The sequence below is a fragment of the Cellulomonas sp. ICMP 17802 genome, from assembly GCF_041295535.1.
GTDB lineage: Bacteria > Actinomycetota > Actinomycetes > Actinomycetales > Cellulomonadaceae > Cellulomonas.
This window is the reverse complement of the sequence record NZ_JBGFQZ010000025.1, coordinates 1-19114: the sequence shown is the minus strand read 5'-3', so window position 1 is coordinate 19114 and position 19114 is coordinate 1. Positions and strand designations below refer to the sequence as shown.

General features: G+C 74.6%; 15 protein-coding genes and 1 pseudogene. 8 read left to right on the top strand and 8 right to left on the bottom strand.

Translation table 11 applies throughout. The annotated features are described in order from the left end of the window. Positions 1–106: 106 nt before the first annotated feature. Both AB5970_RS15320 and AB5970_RS15315 read right to left on the bottom strand, forming a co-directional pair. Entirely contained in the window at positions 107–868 is a 762-nt protein-coding gene (locus AB5970_RS15320) for a DNA-formamidopyrimidine glycosylase family protein (RefSeq protein ID WP_370504808.1), read from the bottom strand. A gap of 12 nt (positions 869–880) precedes the next feature. Then, positions 881–5758: an ATP-dependent helicase gene (locus AB5970_RS15315; protein WP_370504807.1), complete on the bottom strand. Its 4878-nt coding sequence runs from the start codon at positions 5756–5758 to the stop codon at positions 881–883. Positions 5759–5820: 62 nt separating this feature from the next. Here AB5970_RS15315 and AB5970_RS15310 point away from each other — a divergent pair, with 62 nt between their 5' ends. From AB5970_RS15310 to rny, 6 genes are all read left to right on the top strand, one after another. Then, on the top strand, positions 5821–6054 hold the full coding sequence (locus tag AB5970_RS15310; protein ID WP_370504806.1) for a DUF3046 domain-containing protein: 234 nt from the start codon (positions 5821–5823) through the stop codon (positions 6052–6054). A gap of 9 nt (positions 6055–6063) precedes the next feature. Next, positions 6064–8142, top strand: coding sequence for an alkaline phosphatase family protein (locus tag AB5970_RS15305; protein WP_370504805.1), 2079 nt, complete (start codon positions 6064–6066; stop codon positions 8140–8142). After that, positions 8139–8915, top strand: coding sequence for an MBL fold metallo-hydrolase (locus AB5970_RS15300; RefSeq protein ID WP_370504804.1), 777 nt, complete (start codon positions 8139–8141; stop codon positions 8913–8915). Before AB5970_RS15305 ends, AB5970_RS15300 begins: the two co-directional genes overlap by 4 nt. Before the next feature lie 207 nt (positions 8916–9122). After that, positions 9123–10163, top strand: coding sequence for a recombinase RecA (recA, locus tag AB5970_RS15295; protein ID WP_370504803.1), 1041 nt, complete (start codon positions 9123–9125; stop codon positions 10161–10163). An 8-nt stretch (positions 10164–10171) separates the two neighbouring features. Further along, entirely contained in the window at positions 10172–10759 is a 588-nt protein-coding gene (locus tag AB5970_RS15290) for a regulatory protein RecX (RefSeq protein WP_370504802.1), read from the top strand. A gap of 139 nt (positions 10760–10898) precedes the next feature. Next, complete coding sequence (gene rny / locus AB5970_RS15285; protein WP_370504801.1) at positions 10899–12398, top strand: ribonuclease Y; 1500 nt, start codon at positions 10899–10901, stop codon at positions 12396–12398. 1 nt (position 12399) lies between these two features. On the opposite strand, the gene AB5970_RS15280 is transcribed toward rny, so the two are convergent. The 4 genes from AB5970_RS15280 to AB5970_RS15265 form a co-directional block, all read right to left on the bottom strand. Further along, a complete protein-coding gene (locus AB5970_RS15280; RefSeq protein WP_370504800.1) occupies positions 12400–13260 on the bottom strand; it encodes an amino acid ABC transporter permease in 861 nt (286 codons plus the stop codon). Then, positions 13257–13946 carry an amino acid ABC transporter permease gene (locus tag AB5970_RS15275; protein ID WP_370504799.1) on the bottom strand — a complete coding sequence of 230 codons (690 nt, stop codon included), beginning with the start codon at positions 13944–13946 and terminating at the stop codon, positions 13257–13259. Before AB5970_RS15275 ends, AB5970_RS15280 begins: the two co-directional genes overlap by 4 nt. 67 nt (positions 13947–14013) lie before the next feature. Beyond that, positions 14014–14877, bottom strand: coding sequence for a glutamate ABC transporter substrate-binding protein (locus AB5970_RS15270; protein ID WP_370504798.1), 864 nt, complete (start codon positions 14875–14877; stop codon positions 14014–14016). 61 nt (positions 14878–14938) lie between these two features. Further along, on the bottom strand, positions 14939–15712 hold the full coding sequence (locus AB5970_RS15265) for an amino acid ABC transporter ATP-binding protein (protein ID WP_370504797.1): 774 nt from the start codon (positions 15710–15712) through the stop codon (positions 14939–14941). A 101-nt stretch (positions 15713–15813) separates the two neighbouring features. Between AB5970_RS15265 and miaB the strand changes: the two genes are divergently transcribed. After that, positions 15814–17379, top strand: coding sequence for a tRNA (N6-isopentenyl adenosine(37)-C2)-methylthiotransferase MiaB (miaB, locus tag AB5970_RS15260; RefSeq protein WP_370504796.1), 1566 nt, complete (start codon positions 15814–15816; stop codon positions 17377–17379). Positions 17380–17385: 6 nt separating this feature from the next. On the opposite strand, the gene AB5970_RS15255 is transcribed toward miaB, so the two are convergent. Continuing rightward, positions 17386–17907 carry a YbjN domain-containing protein gene (locus AB5970_RS15255; protein ID WP_370504795.1) on the bottom strand — a complete coding sequence of 174 codons (522 nt, stop codon included), beginning with the start codon at positions 17905–17907 and terminating at the stop codon, positions 17386–17388. Then, positions 17904–18497: a YbjN domain-containing protein gene (locus AB5970_RS15250; protein WP_370504794.1), complete on the bottom strand. Its 594-nt coding sequence runs from the start codon at positions 18495–18497 to the stop codon at positions 17904–17906. Before AB5970_RS15250 ends, AB5970_RS15255 begins: the two co-directional genes overlap by 4 nt. A gap of 77 nt (positions 18498–18574) precedes the next feature. Between AB5970_RS15250 and AB5970_RS15245 the strand changes: the two are divergent. Continuing rightward, a pseudogene (locus AB5970_RS15245) lies at positions 18575–19114 on the top strand (hypothetical protein); the annotation flags it as partial.

Sequence of the window (19114 nt, the reverse complement as noted above, 5' to 3'; positions counted from 1 at the left end):
CGAGCGCCCACGACGCCGGACCGCGAGGCCCGGGCGTCATCCTGCACGGTCCGTGGACACACCCGTCCGCGGACCGTTGCGCGTCTCCGGGACGGTCGGCTCGCGCTCAGGCCGGCGCCGCCTGGCAGCGCGGGCAGTAGAAGATCGGCCGTTCCATGGGCGGCTTGCGCGCCTGACCCACCGCGATCGGCGTTCCGCAGCGGTGGCACGGCCGGCGCAGTCGCCCGTGCACGTGTCCCGGCGGCCTCCCCTCGGCGACGGCGCGCTGCAGCTGGCGGCGGGCGACAGCGAGCAGCCGCGAGGGGTCCGGCACCGCGTCGGCCGGCGTCCACGGCCACAGGCGCTCCGCGAACAGCGACTCGGCGGCGAAGATGGTGCCGATCCCGGCCACGACGGTCTGGTCCAGCAGCACCTCGGCCGCCGGTGTGGAGCCCCGCGCCGACCAGCGCCGCAGCGCCTCGTCGACGTCGACCGTCTCGCCCAGCAGGTCCGGTCCGAGGTGTCCGAGGAGCGTGCGCTCGTCCCGCGTGCGCACCACGTCCAGCATGCCCAGGTGGTGCCCGACGGCGGTCCACTCCTCGGTCGCGAGCACCGCACGGACCTGGGGGGAGCGGGCCGCGGCCTCCCGGCTGCCCGTGCGCCAGATGCGCCAGTAGCCCTCCATGCGCAGGTGGGTGTGCAGCGTGCGCCCGTCGTCGAACCGGGTCAGCAGGTGCTTGCCGTACGACCGGGTCTCCAGCACGGTCGTGCCGGTCAGGTCCACCGTGGCGGCCGACGGCCAGCGCAGGTCCGACCGGACGACGACGTGCCCGGTCAGCGCGAGCTGGAACCGGTCGGCGGTCCGGCGCAGGACGTCGCCCTCAGGCACGCACGCCCGCCGTCACGGCCGGTCCCGCAGACGCAGGCCGCGGGGAGTGGTGGCGAACCCGGCCGCGACGAGTGCCTGCCCGAGCGTGCCGTGCAGCGCGCCGGCGAGGACCTCGACGCCGTCGATGCGCACGATGGTGAGCCGACCGGTGCGCCGCGTCCGCACGGTCGACGCGAGCCCGTCGGCGGCCGCCGTGAGCACCGCGGCGTCGGACGTGAACGACAGCACGGTGCGGCCGCCGCGCTCGAGGTAGAGCACGAGGGCGCCGTCCACCAGCACCACGAGCCCGCCGCCCTTGCGGCCCGGGCGGTGGCGGCCGGCGGCCGCGTCGTCGGCGGCCGGCCCCGGGGCGGGCCACGGAAGCGAGGCGCCGTACGGGTTGGCGGGGTCGGTCGCGGCGAGCACGACCACCTGCGGGTCCTGGGCGGCCTGGGCGTCGGCCGCCCGGTCGACCACCTGCGCGTCGACGCGGAGCCGGTCGACCGCGCCCGGCAGAGCGAACTGCGAGCCGCCGAGACGTTCGACGAAGTAGCCGCGGCGCACCTGCCCGCCCTGCTCGAGCGCGGACAGGACCCGGTAGACGTCGGCGAAGCGGGCACCGATGCCCTCGGCCGGCGCGACGGCCCGCGTGAGGATGCCGTGCCGGTCGAGCAGCTGGGCGGCGAGCGCGTGGGCGCGCAGCGTCGGGTCGGCCTCGCGGGCGGGGAGCAGCGACCACCGGCCCCCGCTCGCGGCCCCGTTGACCCCGAGCGCGGACGACCGGGCGCCGGGATCGCCGGCCAGCTGCACGGCGGCGCGCAGCCCGAGCCGCGGGCGCAGCTGCCGACCGCGCGGTGCCGCCGCCCGCGTGCGGTGCGCCGTGCTGCCGCTGCCCAGCCACGCGCGCAGGGGCGCGAGCCCGTCGTTGGTCACGTGCCCGGTCCACACCAGGTCCCACACGGCCTCCGCGACCTCGGACTGGGTCGGCGAGGCCTCGTCGGGCCGTAGCTGGCGGACGCGCTCGGCGAGCGCGCCGAGGAACCAGGCGCCGCCACCGGCCAGCGCCTCGAGGATCGCGGCGTGCAGGGGCGAGTCGGGCGGGGCGGCGGCCGGCGGGAGCGTCAGATCCGCGACGCCCGCCGGGTGCAGCGAGATCAGGCCGTCGTGCCCGGCGAGCGCGCCGTGCCCGGACCAGACGACCTCGCCCGCGGCGGTGAGCTCGTCGAGCATCGACGGCGCGTAGTCGGTCACGCGCGCGGGCAGCACGTGGGTCTCCAGGGCCGAGGCCGGCAGGACCGCGCCGGCCAGCTGCTCGACCACGCGCGCCACACCGTCGACGCCGCGCAGCGAGCCGGTCGCCGAGCTGCGACCCGACCGGCCGACCGGCTGGACGCCCTGCCAGCGGGGCAGGAAGACGCCGAGCGCCTGCGGGGCGACCGGCTCGACCTCGGCGCGCAGCGCGGCCAGGGAGCGCCGGCGCAGCGTCCGCAGCACGTCGGCGTCGCAGAACTCGTCGCCGGTGCCGCCGAGCACGTCCGGGCGCAGGCGCCCCTGGACCAGCACGCCGAGCCGCTCCATCCGGCGCAGCGTCTCCGTCACCACCGCGACACCCCAGCCGAACCGGGCGGCGGCCTGCGCCGCCGTGAACGGCCCGTGGGTGCGCGCGTGCCGGCGCAGCAGGTCGCCGACCGGGTCGGGCACCACCTCGGTGAACACCTCGGGCACGCCCACCGGCAGCGCGACCCCGAGGGCGTCGCGCAGGCGCCCGGCGTCCTCGACGGCCGCCCACTGGTCGGCCCGCTCGGGCGCCACCGCGCCGAGCCGCACGCGGATCAGCCGCCGGGCGCTCTCGAGCTCGGTCAGCCAGGCCGGCACCTGGTCGCGGACCTCGGGCCTGGTGCGCTCGGCCAGCTCGTCGGCGGTCAGCGGCCCCTGCCGCCGCACGGCGTCGGCGAGCTGCTCGAGCGTGCCCGCCTGGCGCTCGGGTGCCCGGCCGCTGAGCTCGGCCTCGGTCCGCAGGACGGCCTCGGGGTCCAGCAGGTCCGCCAGCTGCGACTCGCCGCCCTGCCCGAGCAGCTCGGCCAGCAGCGTCGGGTCGAGGGTCAGGGCCGCCGCGCGGCGCTCGGCCAGGGGGGCGTCGCCGTCGTAGAGGAACTGCGCGGTGTAGCCGAACAGCAGGGACTGCGCGAAGGGCGACGGCTGCGTGGTGGTGACCTCGACCACGCGGATCCGGCGGGCCGCGACGTCGCGCATGAGCGTGGCGAGCGCGTCGGTGTCGAAGTCGTCCTGCAGGCACTCCCGGACGGCCTCGAGCAGGATCGGGAAGTCGGGGTACTCGGCGGCCACGGCGAGCAGCTGGGCGGAGCGCTGCCGCTGCTGCCAGAGCGGCTGGCGCCGGTCGGGCCGGCGCTTGGGCAGCAGCAGCGCGCGGCTCGCCGCCTCGCGGAACCTCGCGCCGAACATCGCCGACGAGCCGAGCTCCGCCCGGACCGCGTCGAGCACCTCGTCGGCGTCCAGCAGCAGGTCCGCCATGTCGATCGCCGGTCCGGTGGGCTCGGCCCAGGGGTCGTCGACACCGAGGCCGCCCTCGAACCCGGCGTCCAGCATGTCGGGCAGGCGCAGCACGATGCCGTCGTCCGAGTGCATCGCGGCGGCGTCGACCCCGTAGCGCTCCCGCAGGCGCGCGCCGATCACGATCGCCCACGGCGCGTGCACCCGCGCGCCGTACGGCGAGTGCAGGACCACGCGCCAGTCGCCCAGCTCGTCGCGGAACCGCTCGACCACCAGCACGGTGTCGGTCGGCACCTCGCCCGTCGCCTCGCGCTGCTCGCTCAGGTAGGTGAGCAGGTTGTCCGCCGCCCACGGGTCCAGCCCGGCGCCCTCGACGCGGGCGCGGGCGTCGTCGGGCGTCAGCGCGCCCAGCTCGCGCACCCAGGCGCCCATCGCCTGCCCCAGCTCCGCGGGCCGACCGGGGGCGTCGCCCTTCCAGAACGGCAGCCGGCCGGGCACGCCGGGGGCGGGCGTGACCAGCACGCGGTCGGGCGTGATGTCGTCGATGCGCCACGTGCTGGAGCCGAGCGTGAACATGTCGCCGACGCGCGACTCGTAGACCATCTCCTCGTCCAGCTCGCCCACGCGCTTTCCGCCGCGCACGGTGCCCCCGCTGCGCTCGGCGTCGACCGGGACGTCGCTGGTGGTCGCGCTGCCCGCGAGGAAGACCCCGTACAGGCCGCGGTCCGGGATGGTGCCGCCGCTGGTCACCGCGAGCCGCAGGGCGCCGGGCCGTCCGCTGAGCACGTCCCGCACGCGGTCCCACACCAGCCGCGGTCGCAGCTCCGCGAACTCCTCGCTGGGGTACCGCCCGGCCAGCATGTCGAGCACCGCGCGCAGCGTGGCGTCGCCCAGGCCCGAGAAGGGCGACGCCCGGCGCACCACCGCGGAGAGCTCCTCGAGCGACCAGTCCTCCACCGCGACCATGGCGACGATCTGCTGCGCGAGCACGTCGAGCGGGTTGCGCGGGATCCGCAGCGCCTCGAGCGAGCCCTCCCGCATCCGCTGCGCGGTCACGGCCGCAGGCACGAGCTCGCCGCGGAACGTGGGGAACACGATGCCGCGCGACACGGCTCCCACCTGGTGGCCGGCCCGGCCGACGCGCTGGAGCCCGCTGGCCACCGACGGCGGCGAGCCCACCTGCACGACCAGGTCGATGGCGCCCATGTCGATGCCGAGCTCGAGCGAGCTGGTGGCCACGACCGCGGGCAGCAGCCCGGCCTTGAGCTCGGACTCGGTGCGGGTCCGCTCCGCGCGGCTCATCGACCCGTGGTGGGCGCGCGCCAGGATCGTCGCGGCGTCCCGGGTGTCGACGCCGACGGCCGTGCCGGACTGCCCCGGGACCGCGGCCGCGCGGAACGTGGCGGGATCGGGCACGTCACCCCCGGACCGCTCGGCCCACACCTCGTTCATCCGCGCGGTGAGCCGCTCGGCGCCGCGGCGCGAGTTGGTGAACACGAGCGTGGAGCGGTGCTGTGCGACGAGGTCGACGACGCGCTCCTCCACGTGCGGCCAGATCGACGGGCGGGGCAGCTCGCCGGCCGCGGCGCCGGAGAGGTCGAGCTCCTCGGCCGCGGGCGTCGCGCTGCGCAGGTCCGCGAGGTCGGGGACCGGCACCACGACGTCGACGACGATCTTCTTGGTCGACGGAGGCTGCACGACGACGACCGACCGCCCCCGGTCCTCCCGCGAGCGCGCGCCACCGAGGAACTCGGCCACCGCGTCGACCGGCCGGACCGTGGCCGACAGGCCGATGCGCTGCGCCGGGCCGGGCCCGCCGGGGTGGTCGAGCAGGGCGTCGAGCCGCTCGAGCGACAGCGCCAGGTGCGCGCCGCGCTTGGTGCCGGCGACCGCGTGGATCTCGTCGACGATCACCGTGCGCACGCCCGCGAGACCGGCCCGTGCGCCCGACGTCAGCACGAGGTACAGCGACTCGGGCGTGGTGATGAGGATGTCCGGCGGCTTCGTCGCGAACGCGCGCCGCTCGCTGGGCGGGGTGTCGCCCGTGCGGATGCCGACGCTGACGTCCGGCAGCGTCAGGCCGAGGCGGGTCGCCGCCTGCCGGATGCCGACCAGGGGCGAGCGCAGGTTGCGCTCGACGTCGGTCGCCAGCGCCTTGAGCGGCGAGACGTAGACGACGCGGCACCGCTCCACGGGGTCGGCGCGTGCCTCGCCGGTCAGCAGCCCGTCGAGCGCCCACAGGAACGCGGCGAGCGTCTTGCCGGACCCGGTGGGGGCCACGACCAGCGCGTGGTCGCCGCCCGCGACCGCGGTCCACGCCCCCAGCTGCGCGGTCGTGGGCTCGGCGAACGCGCCCGTGAACCACGCCCGGGTCGGGTCGGAGAAGCGGTCGAGCACCACCGGGCCATTGTGTCGGCCCCCACCGACACCTGCGCGCCGCCGCGGGTGGCAGGCTGTCACCCGTGAGGCTACGAGAGTTCTGGCAGCTGGTGGACGAGGTCCTCGGCAACGCGCACGGCCGCGAGCTCGCGCGCGAGCTGGTGCTCCGCGGGCTCGACCAGCGGACCGCCATGCAGGCGCTCGACGACAACGTGGAGCCCCGCACCGTGTGGCACGCGCTGTGCGACGAGCTCGAGATCCCGGACAGCGCGCGCTGGGGCGCCGACGCCCGCCGTCCGGCCCCGCCCCGCGCCTAGGAGACACCGATGACGTCCCGGCCCGGCACGCGCACCCCGACCTGGGTCCCGACCGTCCGCGACGTGGGCGAGGCGGTGCTGACCCTCGTCGCCACGGGCCTCGGCCTCGCGGTCGCCGTCGCGCTCAGCCGCGGCGTGAGCGCCGACGACGTCGCGGCGATCGTGCTCGCGGCCCTCGTCGTCGCTGCCGGCGACCTGCTGCTCCGGGTCCCGCTGCGCTTCCTCGCGCGCCGCGGCAGCGCCGGGCTGGCCCTCGGCCTCGGGCTGCTCGCCCAGGTGGCCGTGCTGTGGCTGGCGCTGACCGTCGTGCCGGGGTTCGCCGTGGACACGGTCTGGTCCGTGCTCGCGGTCCTGGTGCTCACCGCGATCGTCATGGCGGTCGGTCGCTGGCTGATCGGCGCGAGCAACAGCGACTACGTCGTGTCCGACCTCGTGCGGCGCGCAGGTCGCCAGGCGCGCCGCGAGGGCGTCCGCGCGCCGACGGCGGGGGAGCCGCGGGAGGCCGGCCTGCTCGTCGTGCAGCTCGACGGCGTGGCGGCCCCCGTGCTCCGCGAGGCCATCGAGGCAGGGCTCGCGCCCACCGTGCAGCGCTGGATGACCACGGGCAGCCACCGCCTCGAGCACTGGTGGGCGCGCATCCCGTCCACCACCCCGGCCAGCCAGGCGGGCCTCCTGCACGGGGACTCGTCGCAGATCCCGGCGTTCCGCTGGTGGGACCGGGACCTCGGCCGGCTCGTGGTCACCAACCACCCCGAGGACGCCGCGCTGGTCGAGCAGCGGCTCACCACCGGCAAGGGGCTCCTCGCGGGCGGCGGGACGGCCGTCTCGACGATGTTCTCGGGCGACGCCGCGACCAGCTTCGTGGTGATGAGCAAGTCGCGGACCAAGGGGCCGGACGGCGGGCTCGGGCCGGGACCGGCGTACGTGCGCTTCTTCGCCAGCCCGTTCGTGCTGGCCCGCGCCGTGACCGTGTCCGTGGGGGAGATGCTCAAGGAGCTCTACCAGGCCCACCGGCAGCGCGTGCGGGGCGTGGAGCCGCGCATCTCGCGCGCCGGCTGGTACGTCGTGCTGCGCGGGATCACCAACGTGCTGTTGCGCGACCTCAACACCTCGCTGGTGTCCGAGGCGCTGCTGCGCGGCGCGCCGACGGTGTACGTCGACCTGGTCGACTACGACGAGATCGCGCACCACGCGGGCCCCACCCGCCCCGAGTCGCTGCGATCGCTCGAGGGCCTGGACCGCGTGCTCGGCACGTTCGAGCGGGTGATCGCGGTGGCCCCGCGCGACTACGAGATCGTCGTGCTCTCGGACCACGGGCAGGCGCTCGGCGCCACCTACGAGCAGCTCGGGGGCGAGACGCTGCTCGACTCGGTGCGGGCGCTCATGGCGCAGCCGGCCGCCGACGGCGTCGAGAGCAGCACGGGGGAGGACTGGGGCCCGCTCAACGCCCTGCTCAACAGCGCGCTGAACCTGTCGCGCGGCTCGACGGTGCTCGGCCCCGACCAGGGGCGCCCGAAGCAGCCCGCGCCGGCGGACGACCTGCCCGACGTGGTCACCGTCGGCTCGGGGAACCTCGGGCTCGTCTGGTTCCCGCAGGTGCCGCACCGGCTGACCTTCGAGGACTTCCAGGAGCGCTGGCCCGGCATGGTCGCCGGGCTCGCCGCGCGTCCCGGGGTGGGCGTCGTCGTCGTCGACACCCAGGCCCGGGGGCTCGTGGCGGTCGGTCCGCGGGGCCTGGTGCTGCTCGAGCAGCCCGGCGCGGAGCCCGAGGGCGAGGACCCGCTCGAGCCGTACGGGCCGCGCGGGCGCGCCGACCTGCTGCGCGCCGCGCGGCTGCCGCACACGGGCGACCTGCTGCTGGTCTCGACGGTGACGGACCGCGGCCACGTGCACGCGTTCGAGGGTCAGGTGGGCTCGCACGGCGGGATCGGGGGCGCGCAGAACCACGCGTTCCTGCTGCACCCGGCCCGGTGGGAGATGGCCGACGAGCTCCGCGAGCCCGTGGGCGACGACGAGATCCTGGTCGGGGCGGAGGCCGTGCACGAGCAGCTGGTGCGCTGGGCGGACGCTGCCGGCCTGCGGCCGTGACCCTGCGCGTGCGCTGGCTGGGCCACGCGAGCACGGTGCTCGACGTGGACGGCGTCCGGCTGCTCACCGACCCGCTCCTGCAGCGGCACGCGGGGCTGCTCCGCCGTCGGGGCGCCGCACCGCTCGCCGAGGACTGGGAGGGCGCCGACGCGGTCCTGCTCTCGCACCTGCACCACGACCACGCCGAGCTCGGTTCCCTGCGCCTGCTCGGCGACGTGCCCGTGCTCACCGCGCCGACGAACGCGCGCTGGCTGCGCGGCCACGGCGTGGCGGGCGGGCACGGCCTCACCGACCTCGAGTGGTGGACGGTGCCGGGCTCGGACGTCCGCGTGCGGCTGGTGCCCGCGGTGCACGAGCACCGGCAGATGCCGCACCGGCCGAACTCGACGCACGGGTTCGTCGTGGCGACCGACGACGTGCGGGTCTGGTTCGCGGGCGACACCGCGCCGTTCGCCAGCATGTCGATCATCCCGGTGCTCGCGGGCGGTCCCATCGACCTCGCGCTCGTGCCGGTGGGCGGGTGGGGGCCGCGCCTCTCGGGCGGGCACATGGATGCCGTCCAGGCCGCCCGGGCGTGCGTCGCGGTCGGCGCCCGCGTGGCGGTGCCCGTGCACTGGGGGACGCTGCACGCGCCGGTCTCGCGACGCCTGCCGCCGGGCTGGATGGACCGCGCGGGACCGGCCTTCGCCGCGGCCGCGGCCCGGGTCGCGCCGGGCCTGGACGTGCGCGTGGTGACCCCGGGGGAGCAGATCACGGTGGACGCGACACGCTGACGGCGTGTCGCGTGCATCGAACATCTGTTCGGCTAGTGTGGTTCGTGCGGGTGAGCGACCGAGCCTCCCACAGCCCCCTCCGGCGCACGCCGGATCCCGGGGGAGGGGGCGGCCCGGTCGGGATGTCAGTGGTCGGACATAGCGTCGCTCGCAACAAGACCAGCCCCCGTACCGCAGCATCCGCTGCCCGAGTCAGACGAGGTCGACATGCCCGCACCCCAGGATCGCGCCAAGGCCCTCGAGGCCGCACTCAGCCAGATCGACCGCCAGTTCGGCAAGGGGTCGATCATGCGTCTCGGCGACGACGGTCGCGCCCCGGTCGAGGTCATCCCGACCGGTTCCATCGCGCTGGACGTCGCGCTCGGCATCGGCGGGCTGCCCCGCGGCCGCGTCGTGGAGATCTACGGCCCGGAGTCCTCCGGCAAGACCACGCTCGCGCTGCACGCGGTGGCGAACGCGCAGAAGGCGGGCGGCATCGCGGCGTTCATCGACGCCGAGCACGCGCTGGACCCGGAGTACGCCAAGAAGCTGGGCGTCGACACCGACGCGCTGCTGGTCTCGCAGCCGGACACCGGCGAGCAGGCGCTCGAGATCATGGACATGCTGATCCGCTCCGGCGCGATCGACGTGGTGGTCATCGACTCGGTCGCCGCGCTCGTGCCCAAGGCGGAGATCGAGGGCGAGATGGGCGACAGCCACGTCGGCCTCCAGGCCCGGCTCATGTCGCAGGCGCTCCGCAAGATCACCGGCGCGCTGAACCAGTCCGGCACCACGGCCATCTTCATCAACCAGCTGCGCGAGAAGATCGGCGTGTTCTTCGGCTCGCCCGAGACGACGACCGGTGGCAAGGCGCTCAAGTTCTACGCCTCGGTGCGCCTGGACATCCGCCGCATCGAGACCCTCAAGGAGGGTACGGACGCGGTCGGCAACCGGACGCGCGTGAAGGTCGTCAAGAACAAGATGGCCCCGCCCTTCAAGCAGGCGGAGTTCGACATCCTCTACGGCGTCGGCATCTCCCGCGAGGGCAGCCTGATCGACATGGGCGTGGAGCACGGCTTCGTGCGCAAGTCCGGCGCCTGGTACACGTACGAGGGCGACCAGCTCGGCCAGGGCAAGGAGAACGCGCGGGCGTTCCTGCGCGACAACCCCGACCTGGCCAACGAGCTGGACAAGAAGATCAAGGAGAAGCTCGGCATCGGCGCACGCGTCGACGCCCCGGCCGACGCCCCCGTGGCCGTCGACTTCTGAGCCGTCGCATGACCAGCAGCACCCGCGGTCGGGGGTGGCGCGGCACCGAGCCGCCCCCGACCGGGTCTGCCGCCGACGACGCCGAGCCTGACCACGAGTCCGTGGCCCGGGCGATCGCGCTCCGGTTGCTGACGTCGTCCGCGCGGAGCAGGTCGCAGCTCGCCGAGGCGATGGCCCGCAAGGACGTACCCGACGAGGTCGCGGGGCGGGTGCTCGACCGGTTCACCGAGGTCGGGCTGATCGACGACGCCGAGTACGCGCGGATGGTCGTGCGGACCCGGCACGCGGAGCGTGGCCTGTCCCGGCGAGCCATCGCGGTCGAGCTGCGGCGGCGGGGGATCGACGACGAGCTCGCGGGCGAGGCCCTCGAGCAGGTCGACTCCGACGACGAGGAGGTCGCCGCGCGGGAGCTCGTGCGGCGCAAGCTCCGGTCCACCTCCGGGCTGGACGCGCAGACGCAGGCGCGCCGGACGTTCGCGGCCCTCGGCCGCAAGGGTTACCCGCCCGGGCTCGTGTCGCGCCTCGTGCGCGAGGAGCTCGCGCGGGCCGGCGCGGAGGACGTCGACAGCATCGGCGGCCCGGACCTGAGCGACTGACCGCGGGGGATCTGGTCGGGAATCTGCGGGTTCGGCCCGGGTGGCGTTGGCGTCGACGGTGCGTACCCGTGGGTGACAATGGGCTCCACCGCGCACCGGCCCCGTTGCGCGTCCGACGCGACCGGACCAGGAGGACGACGTGGACGCAGGAGCCATCGCCACCATCGTGGGGCTCCTCGGTGCGTGTCTCGTCGCCCTGGTGCTCGTGCTCGTCGCCCGCCGCGAGGCCGGGGTCCAGCGGGAGCAGGCCGAGCGGGACGTCGCCTCGATCAAGGACGACGCGCGCACCATGCTGGCCGACGTCGAGCGCCGGGAGCGGCGGCTGACGGAGCGGGAGCAGCAGCTCGCGTCCGACCGGGCAGCGGCCGACGAGCTCGAGCGGCGGACGCGTGCCGACGCGGAGGCCGCCGCCGAGGCACGACGCGCGGCGACGCGGATGGTCGAGGACGCCGAGCGCGACACGGCACGGCGCGCCGCCGAGGCCGAGCGTGCGGCACTGGCCGAGCTCGAGTCGGTGACCGGCCTGACCGCCGACGACGCCCGGGCCGAGCTCACCCGGCGGATCGCCGCGGACGCGCAGAACGATGCCGCGGCGCAGGTGCGTCGCGCGGAGGCGCAGGCGCGCCGGACGGCCGAGGGACGGGCCCGGCGGATCGTCACGACGGCGGTGCAGCGGCTCGCGGTCCCCACCAGCTCGCAGTCGGCGCTGACCGTGCTCGCGCTGCCGTCCGACGAGATGAAGGGCCGGATCATCGGCAAGGAGGGCCGCAACATCCGGTCCTTCGAGGCGCTGACGGGCGTGAACGTCCTGATCGACGACCAGCCGGACGCCGTCGTGCTCTCGTGCTTCGACACCGAGCGCCGGGAGGTCGCGCAGGTGGCGCTCGAGGCGCTGATGGCGGACGGGCGCATCCACCCGCAGCGGATCGAGCAGGCGTACGCCGAGGCGCTCGCGGGTGCCGACGAGCGCACGGACGCCGCCGGGCACGAGGCAGCCGAGCGCGCGGGCGTGCGCGGCCTGCACCCGACCCTGGTGCGGACGCTCGGCCGGCTCCGGCTGCGCACCTCCTACGGCCAGAACGTGCTCGAGCACCTCGTGGAGACCGCCCTGCTCGCGGCGGCGCTCGCCGCCGAGGTGGGCGCCGACGTCGAGGTCAGCCGGCGCGGCGCCTTCCTGCACGACATCGGCAAGGCGCTCACCGCCGAGGTGGCGGGCACGCACGCGTCGGTCGGGGCCGACCTCGCGCGCCGGCACGGGGAGTCGGCGACGGTCGTCAACGCGATCGCCGCGCACCACGACGAGGTGCCTCCGGAGACGGTCGAGGCGGTGCTGGTCCAGGTGGCGGACGCCATCTCGGCCGCGCGGCCGGGCGCGCGCCGCGAGGAGCTGGACCAGTACGTCGAGCGCATCGACAAGCTCGAGCAGCTGGTCGCCGCGCACGCGGGGGTGCGCCGGGCGCTGGCCATGTCGGCGGGCCGGGAGGTCCGCGTGGTCGTCGAGCCGTCCGAGGTCGACGACTTCGCGCTCCCGCAGCTGGCCGTGGCGATCGCCCGGCACATCGAGGCGGACCTGGCCTACCCCGGCGAGATCAAGGTGACGGTCGTCCGGGAGATGCGCGCGAGCGCCACCGCCGGCTGAGCTAGTCCTTGCCGACGGCGACGACCAGGCTGGGCGCCTCCGCGCGCGGCTTGCCCGCGGTCCGCTTACCCACGCGGCTGGCCAGCAGGTCGGCGAGCTTGGTCAGGCCGTAGTTGATGACGATGAAGACCAGCGCCGCGACCACGAGCGACTGCAGGATGTTGCCGTTGCCGGAGCCGAACCGCCGGGCGGCGTCGAGCAGTTCGGGGTAGGTGATGATCACGCCGAGCGCCGTGTCCTTGAGGATCACCACGAGCTGGCTGGCGATCGCCGGCAGCATCGCGATGAGGGCCTGCGGCACCTCGACCAGGCGCAGAGACTGGGCGGGCCGCAGGCCGACGGCGAGAGCCGCCTCCCGCTGCCCGCGCGGCAGGCCGTGCACGCCGGAGCGGACGAGCTCGGCGAACACCGAGCCGTTGTAGAACGTGAGCCCCAGCACCACGGCCACCAGGGGCACGTCGGAGGGCTCCATGACCCGCAGCTGACCGAGCCCGAGGTAGAAGAAGATCATCATCAGCAGCACGGGGACGGCGCGGAAGAACTCCACGACCGTGCCGCTCACGGTGCGCACCACCCGCGAGGTGGACAGCCGCCCGAGCCCGAAGACGAGGCCGAAGACGGCGGCCGTCACGATCGAGATCCCGGCGGCCTTGAGGGTGTCGCGCAGGCCGGGCAGCAGGTAGTTGGTCCACGGGTTGGCGGTGAGGAACGGCGCCCACAGCGCGGGGTCGAGCTGGCCCTTGGCGCCGAGGCGCGCGAGCACCCACGCCCCGATGCCGACGACCACCACGGTCGCGGCGAGGTTGACCCAGACCATGCGCCGGCGGGCGACCGGTCCGGGGACGTCGAACAGGGTGCTCATCGGGCCACCGCCAGTCGTCGGGAGAGCGCGGTGGTCGCCAGGCCGATGGGCACGACGATGATGACGAAGCCCAGCGCGAAGGTGAGGAAGATCGCGACGATCACGTCGGGCCGGAACTCGATCATCGTCTTCATCAGGCCGGACGCCTCCGCGACGCCCGCGGCGGACGCGACGGTCGAGTTCTTGGTGAGCGCGATGAGCACGTTGCCCAGCGGGGCGACGGAGCCGCGGAAGGCCTGCGGCAGGATGATCAGCCGCGCGGCCGGCCAGAACGACAGCCCGATCGCGCGCGCCGCCTCGGCCTGCCCGACGGGCACCGTGTTCACGCCCGACCGCAGCGCCTCGCACACGAAGGCGGCGTGGTAGACGGCCAGCGCCAGGATCGCGAGCCGGAAGAAGTTCGTCTGGAAGCTGGCCGAGAGCGTGAAGCCCAGCTGGCCCCACAGCCCGAGGACGCAGAACACCATGATGATCGTGAGCGGGGTGTTGCGCAGGAGCGTGACGTAGGTCGACCCGGCCCAGCGCAGGCTCGGCACGGGCGAGATCCGCATGGTCGCCAGCACGGTGCCCAGGACGAGGGCGAGGATGCCCGCGAAGAACGTCAGCTGGATGTTGACCCAGAACGCGGCGGGCACGTCGAACTCGCCGAACAGCGACACGAACTGCTGGAGGAACCCGTCGTCCACCGACGCTCCTTGCTCTCGGGTGCCCCGGGGACCCGCGCGATCGCCGCGGGGGTCCCCGGGAGGCGAGTCAGCTGCAGGCGGCGGGCGTCGGCGGGTTCAGGTCCGCGTTCGCCTTGTAGCCGGACGCCCCGACGTTCTTGTCGAGCAGCTCCTGCCACGTGCCGTCGTCGATCATCTTCTGGATGGCCGTGTTGATGTCTTCGCACTTGTCGCTGCCCTTGGGGATGCCGACCCCGTAGTTCTCCTCCGAGAACGGGTTGCCGACGACCTTGACCTTGCCCTTGTTGGCGGGCACGGCGGCCAGGCCGGCCAGGATGATGTCGTCGGTGGTGACGGCGTCGACGGTGCCGGCCGTCAGCGCGGTGACGCACTCGGCGTAGCCCGGCTGCTCGAGCAGGTTGGTGCCCGTGGCGTACTCGTCCTTGATGCGCTGCGCGGAGGTCGAGCCGGTGACCGAGCAGAGGTTCTTGCCCTCGAGGTCCTCGGGGCCGGTGATGGTGTCGTCGTCGGCGGCGACGAGCAGGTCCTGCCCGGCGACGAAGTACGGACCGGCGAAGGAGACGACCTCCTTGCGCTTGTCGGTGATCGAGTAGGTGGCGAAGATCATGTCGACCTGGCCGTTCTGCAGCAGGGTCTCCCGCTGGGCCGAGGGCGACTGCACCCACTCGATCTGGTCCTCGCCGTAGCCGAGCTGTCCCGCGACGTACTTCGCCACGTCGACGTCGAAGCCGGTGTACTCGCTGCCGTCCTGGTAGCCCAGGCCGGGCTGGTCGAACTTGATGCCGATCTTGACGGTGCCCTTCGCGCCGCCGCTCGCCGACGAGCCGCCGGTCGCGCCGGCGTCGTTCTCGTCGTCGCCGCTCGAGCAGCCGGCCATCGAGAGAGTCGCCGCAGCGGCCAGGGCCAGTACCAGTCGTCCTCTGTGCATCATGTGTCCCCCTTGTGTGTGTGTGATCGGTGTCGGTCGGGTTCCTGTGGGGTCGTCGGTCGGGTCAGTGGGTGAGGATCTTGGACAGGAAGTCGCGCGCGCGGGCGCTGGTGGGGGCGGTGAAGAACGTCTCGGGGTCGGCCTCCTCGACGATCTGGCCGCCGTCCATGAAGACGACGCGGTGGGCCGCCCGGCGCGCGAACCCCATCTCGTGGGTGACGACGATCATCGTCATGCCGTCGCGCGCGAGGCCGACCATGACGTCGAGGACCTCGTTGATCATCTCGGGGTCCAGCGCAGAGGTCGGCTCGTCGAAGAGCATGACCTTGGGCTGCATGGCCAGGGCCCGGGCGATGGCGACGCGCTGCTGCTGACCGCCGGAGAGCTGCGCGGGGAGCTTGTCGGCCTGGTCGCGGACGCCCACCCGCTCGAGCAGGTCCAGCGCGATCTGCTTCGCCTGCGACGGCTTGACGCCCTTGGCCTTGACCTGCCCGAGCACCACGTTCTGCAGCACGGTCTTGTGCGCGAACAGGTTGAACGACTGGAACACCATGCCGACGTCGGCCCGCAGCCTGGCGAGCGCGCGGCCCTCGGCGGGCAGCGGCTGCCCGTCGAGGGCGATGGTCCCGGAGTCGATGGTCTCCAGGCGGTTGATCGTGCGGCAGAGCGTGGACTTCCCGCTGCCGGACGGGCCGATGATGACGACGACCTCACCGCGGCGCACGGTGAGGTCGATGTGCTGGAGCACGTGCAGGGAGCCGAAGTGCTTGTCGACGCCGCGGAGCTCCACGAGGGCGTCGGTCGGATGCTCGGTCACGGCAGCAGCAAGGTCCCCCATTGGTCGAACCTATGGAGGAATGTCCGATCTGGCGAGCGCTCACCGCCGAGCGCCGCCCGCGATGCGGGGCTGCCGCCCCGGTCGCCGTACCCTGGTCGGTGATGTCCACGACCCTGCCCACCGCCCTGCCGTACGTCCCGTCGGCGACCCCGCAGGCGCGCACCTACCTGGTCAAGACCCTCGGCTGCCAGATGAACGTGCACGACTCCGAGCACATGGCGGGCATGCTCGAGCAGGCCGGCTACGTCGCCGCCAGCGCCGCCGACGCCGCGGCCGAGGACGCCGACGTCATCGTCATCAACACGTGCGCGGTCCGCGAGAACGCGGCGGACAAGCTGTACGGGAACCTCGGCCGGCTGGCGGGCACCAAGCGCGCGCGGCCGGGCATGCAGATCGCGGTCGGCGGGTGCCTGGCGCAGAAGGACCGCGCGGGCATCGTCGAGCGCGCGCCGTGGGTCGACGTCGTGTTCGGCACCCACAACCTCGACGTGCTGCCCGCGATGCTCGAGCGCGCCCGCCACAACGCCGAGGCGCAGGTGGAGATCGAGGAGTCGCTGCAGGTCTTCCCCAGCACGCTGCCCACCCGGCGCGAGTCGGTCTACGCCGGCTGGGTCTCCATCAGCGTCGGGTGCAACAACACCTGCACGTTCTGCATCGTGCCGCACCTGCGCGGCAAGGAGCGCGACCGTCGGCCGGGGGAGATCCTCGCGGAGATCGAGGCCCTCGTGGCGCAGGGTGCCATCGAGGTGACGCTGCTGGGCCAGAACGTGAACTCGTACGGCGTCGGCTTCGGCGACCGCGGGGCGTTCGCCAAGCTGCTGCGCGCCGCCGGGGCGGTCGAGGGTCTCGAGCGGCTCCGCTTCACGTCCCCGCACCCGGCCTCGTTCACCGACGACGTCATCGCGGCCATGGCCGAGACGCCGACCGTGATGCCGCAGCTGCACATGCCGCTGCAGTCCGGCTCCGACCGCGTGCTGCGGGCCATGCGGCGCTCGTACCGCTCGGACAAGTTCCTCGGCATCCTCGACCGGGTGCGGGCCGCGATGCCCGACGCGTCGATCACCACCGACATCATCGTGGGCTTCCCCGGCGAGACGGAGGAGGACTTCGAGCAGACGCTGCGCGTGGTCGAGGCCTCGCGGTTCTCCTCGGCGTTCACGTTCCAGTACTCGCCGCGCCCCGGCACCCCGGCGTTCGACCTGCCCGACGAGATCCCGAAGGCGGTCGTGCAGGAGCGCTACCTGCGCCTGACGGCCCTGCAGGACCGCATCTCGCACGAGGAGAACCAGGCGCAGGTCGGCCGGACGGTCGAGGTGCTGGTGTCCGAGGCCGACGGTCGCAAGGACGACGCCACGCACCGCGTGACGGGCCGGGCCGCCGACAACCGCCTGGTGCACCTGGCGCTGCCCGAGGACGGCTCCGACGTGCCCCGCCCCGGCGACCTGGTCGGGGTGACCGTCACGCGCGCGGCGCCGTACCACCTGGTGGCCGACTCGGCGCTGACGGGGGGCACGTTCGCGGTGCGCCGCACGGCCGCGGGCGACGCCTGGGAGCGGCGCAAGGACGGCACCGACGAGCACAGCCACGGCGGCGCGGGCGACTCCTGCGGCACCGGCGGGCCGGCGGGTCCGGTCGTGCTGGGGCTCCCGACCGTCGTCCGGCGCTGACCGGGGTCAGTTGTCGGGCACGTCCGGCGGCGGGGCGCCGTCGTGGGGGAGCACGGCCTCCAGCGACGAGAACATCTGCACGCCCGTGCCCAGCCCGCAGGCGAGCAGCTGGGCCAGCTGGGGGTCGGTGACGCCCGGCTCGAAGTCGGCGGACACCTCGCTGTAGAGCGCGAGGACGCCCTCCTCCTCGCGCAGGTAGGCCTTGGGCCAGATGCGCTCGCGGTTCCAGTCGTTGATCGCCAGCGACGCGCCCTCGCGCTGGTCGAGGGGCAGGCTGCGGTGCCAGCGGCCGCGCACCTGGAGGATCTCCTGCTGCTCGCCGAGGAGCAGGAACCAGAACCGGCTGCCGTCCCACGTGCCCGTGAGGTCGCCGTCGTCGTCGACCACGAACCGGTAGCCCCGGCCCACCAGGTAGTCGGCGATGCGCTCGCGGGTCAGGGGAGCCGGCGGCTCGTCGTCGGGCGTCGGACGCTTGGTGGGCTTGGGCAGCCCCCCGAGCACCCGCAGCAGCCAGCCCGGGCCGCTCACGGCGCCACTCCCGCCGGGTCCGGGTACCGCTCGTCGAGGGCGTCGAAGAACATGCTGCCGGTCGACAGGCCGCAGAAGAGCATCTGGCTCAGCTGCGCGTCGGTGGCCCCGTGCTCGAGGTCCGTGGCCACCTCGGAGACCACGTGCACGCGGCCGTTGTCGCGGACGCGGACGTACGCCTTGGGCCAGATGCGGTCGGCGTTCCACTCGTTGCAGACGTCGAGCACCTCCTCCAGGCGCTCGATCGCGACCTCGCGGTGCCACTGCCCCCGGACCTGGAGGATCTCCGACTTCTCCCCGAACAGGAAGAAGTAGAACAACCGACCCCGCCACAGGCCGCCCAGGTCGCCGTCGTTGTCGACGAAGTAGCTGAACTGGTTGTTCGTCATCCACGCGGCGATCCGCGCCGGCGTCACGTCGGTGGGCAGGTCGAGCGCCGGTTCCGCGACCCCGAGCTCGCGCGCGAGCAGCTGGGCCACGCGGTCGTGCAGCTCGTCGTCGTCGGGCTCCGGAGCGGGCAGCCGCTCGGCCGGCTCGGGGCGCGGACGTCCCGCGAACCATCGCCGCGCACGTTCCCCGAACGACCCCATGCGCACGACAGTACCGGCGCTCGCCCACAGACGGCGGCGTCATCCGGGTGGACCGAGGTGTCGCGTAGGTTCGGCGCATGCTGGTCCGCGCCGCACTGGTCCCCGACACCGCACTGCTCGTGCCCGGCACCGCCGGGGCGGCACCCGTGCTCGCGGAGGTGCGCGCGGCCGCGCTGGACGCGGTCCGCGAGGTGGTCGCGTCCGAGGCCCGCACGATCGTCGTCGTCGCACCCGGTCGCGCGCCGCGGGAGCTGGCCGGGACGGTCCGGCCCACCCTCGGCGCGGCCGGGATCCCCGACCGGCTGCTGGGCTGGCCGGTGCGCGACGCGGTCCTGCCCGGGTCGGGTGCGGGGCAGGCGTCGGTCGCCGGCGCCGTCGCCCTCCACCTGCTGGTCCGCGCCGGTCGCACGGACGGGCTCCGGGTGGTCGAGGTGACGGGCGCGCAGGGCGCGGACGAGCTGGCGGCGCTGGGTCGCTCGCTGGTGTCCGACGGGCCGACCGGGATGGTCGTCGTCGGCTCCGGCAGCGGGCGGCACGGACCGGACGCGCCGCTCGCCGACGACCCGCGGGCGGTCGACCACGACGCCCGCGTGCTCGCGGACCTCGCCGACGCCGTA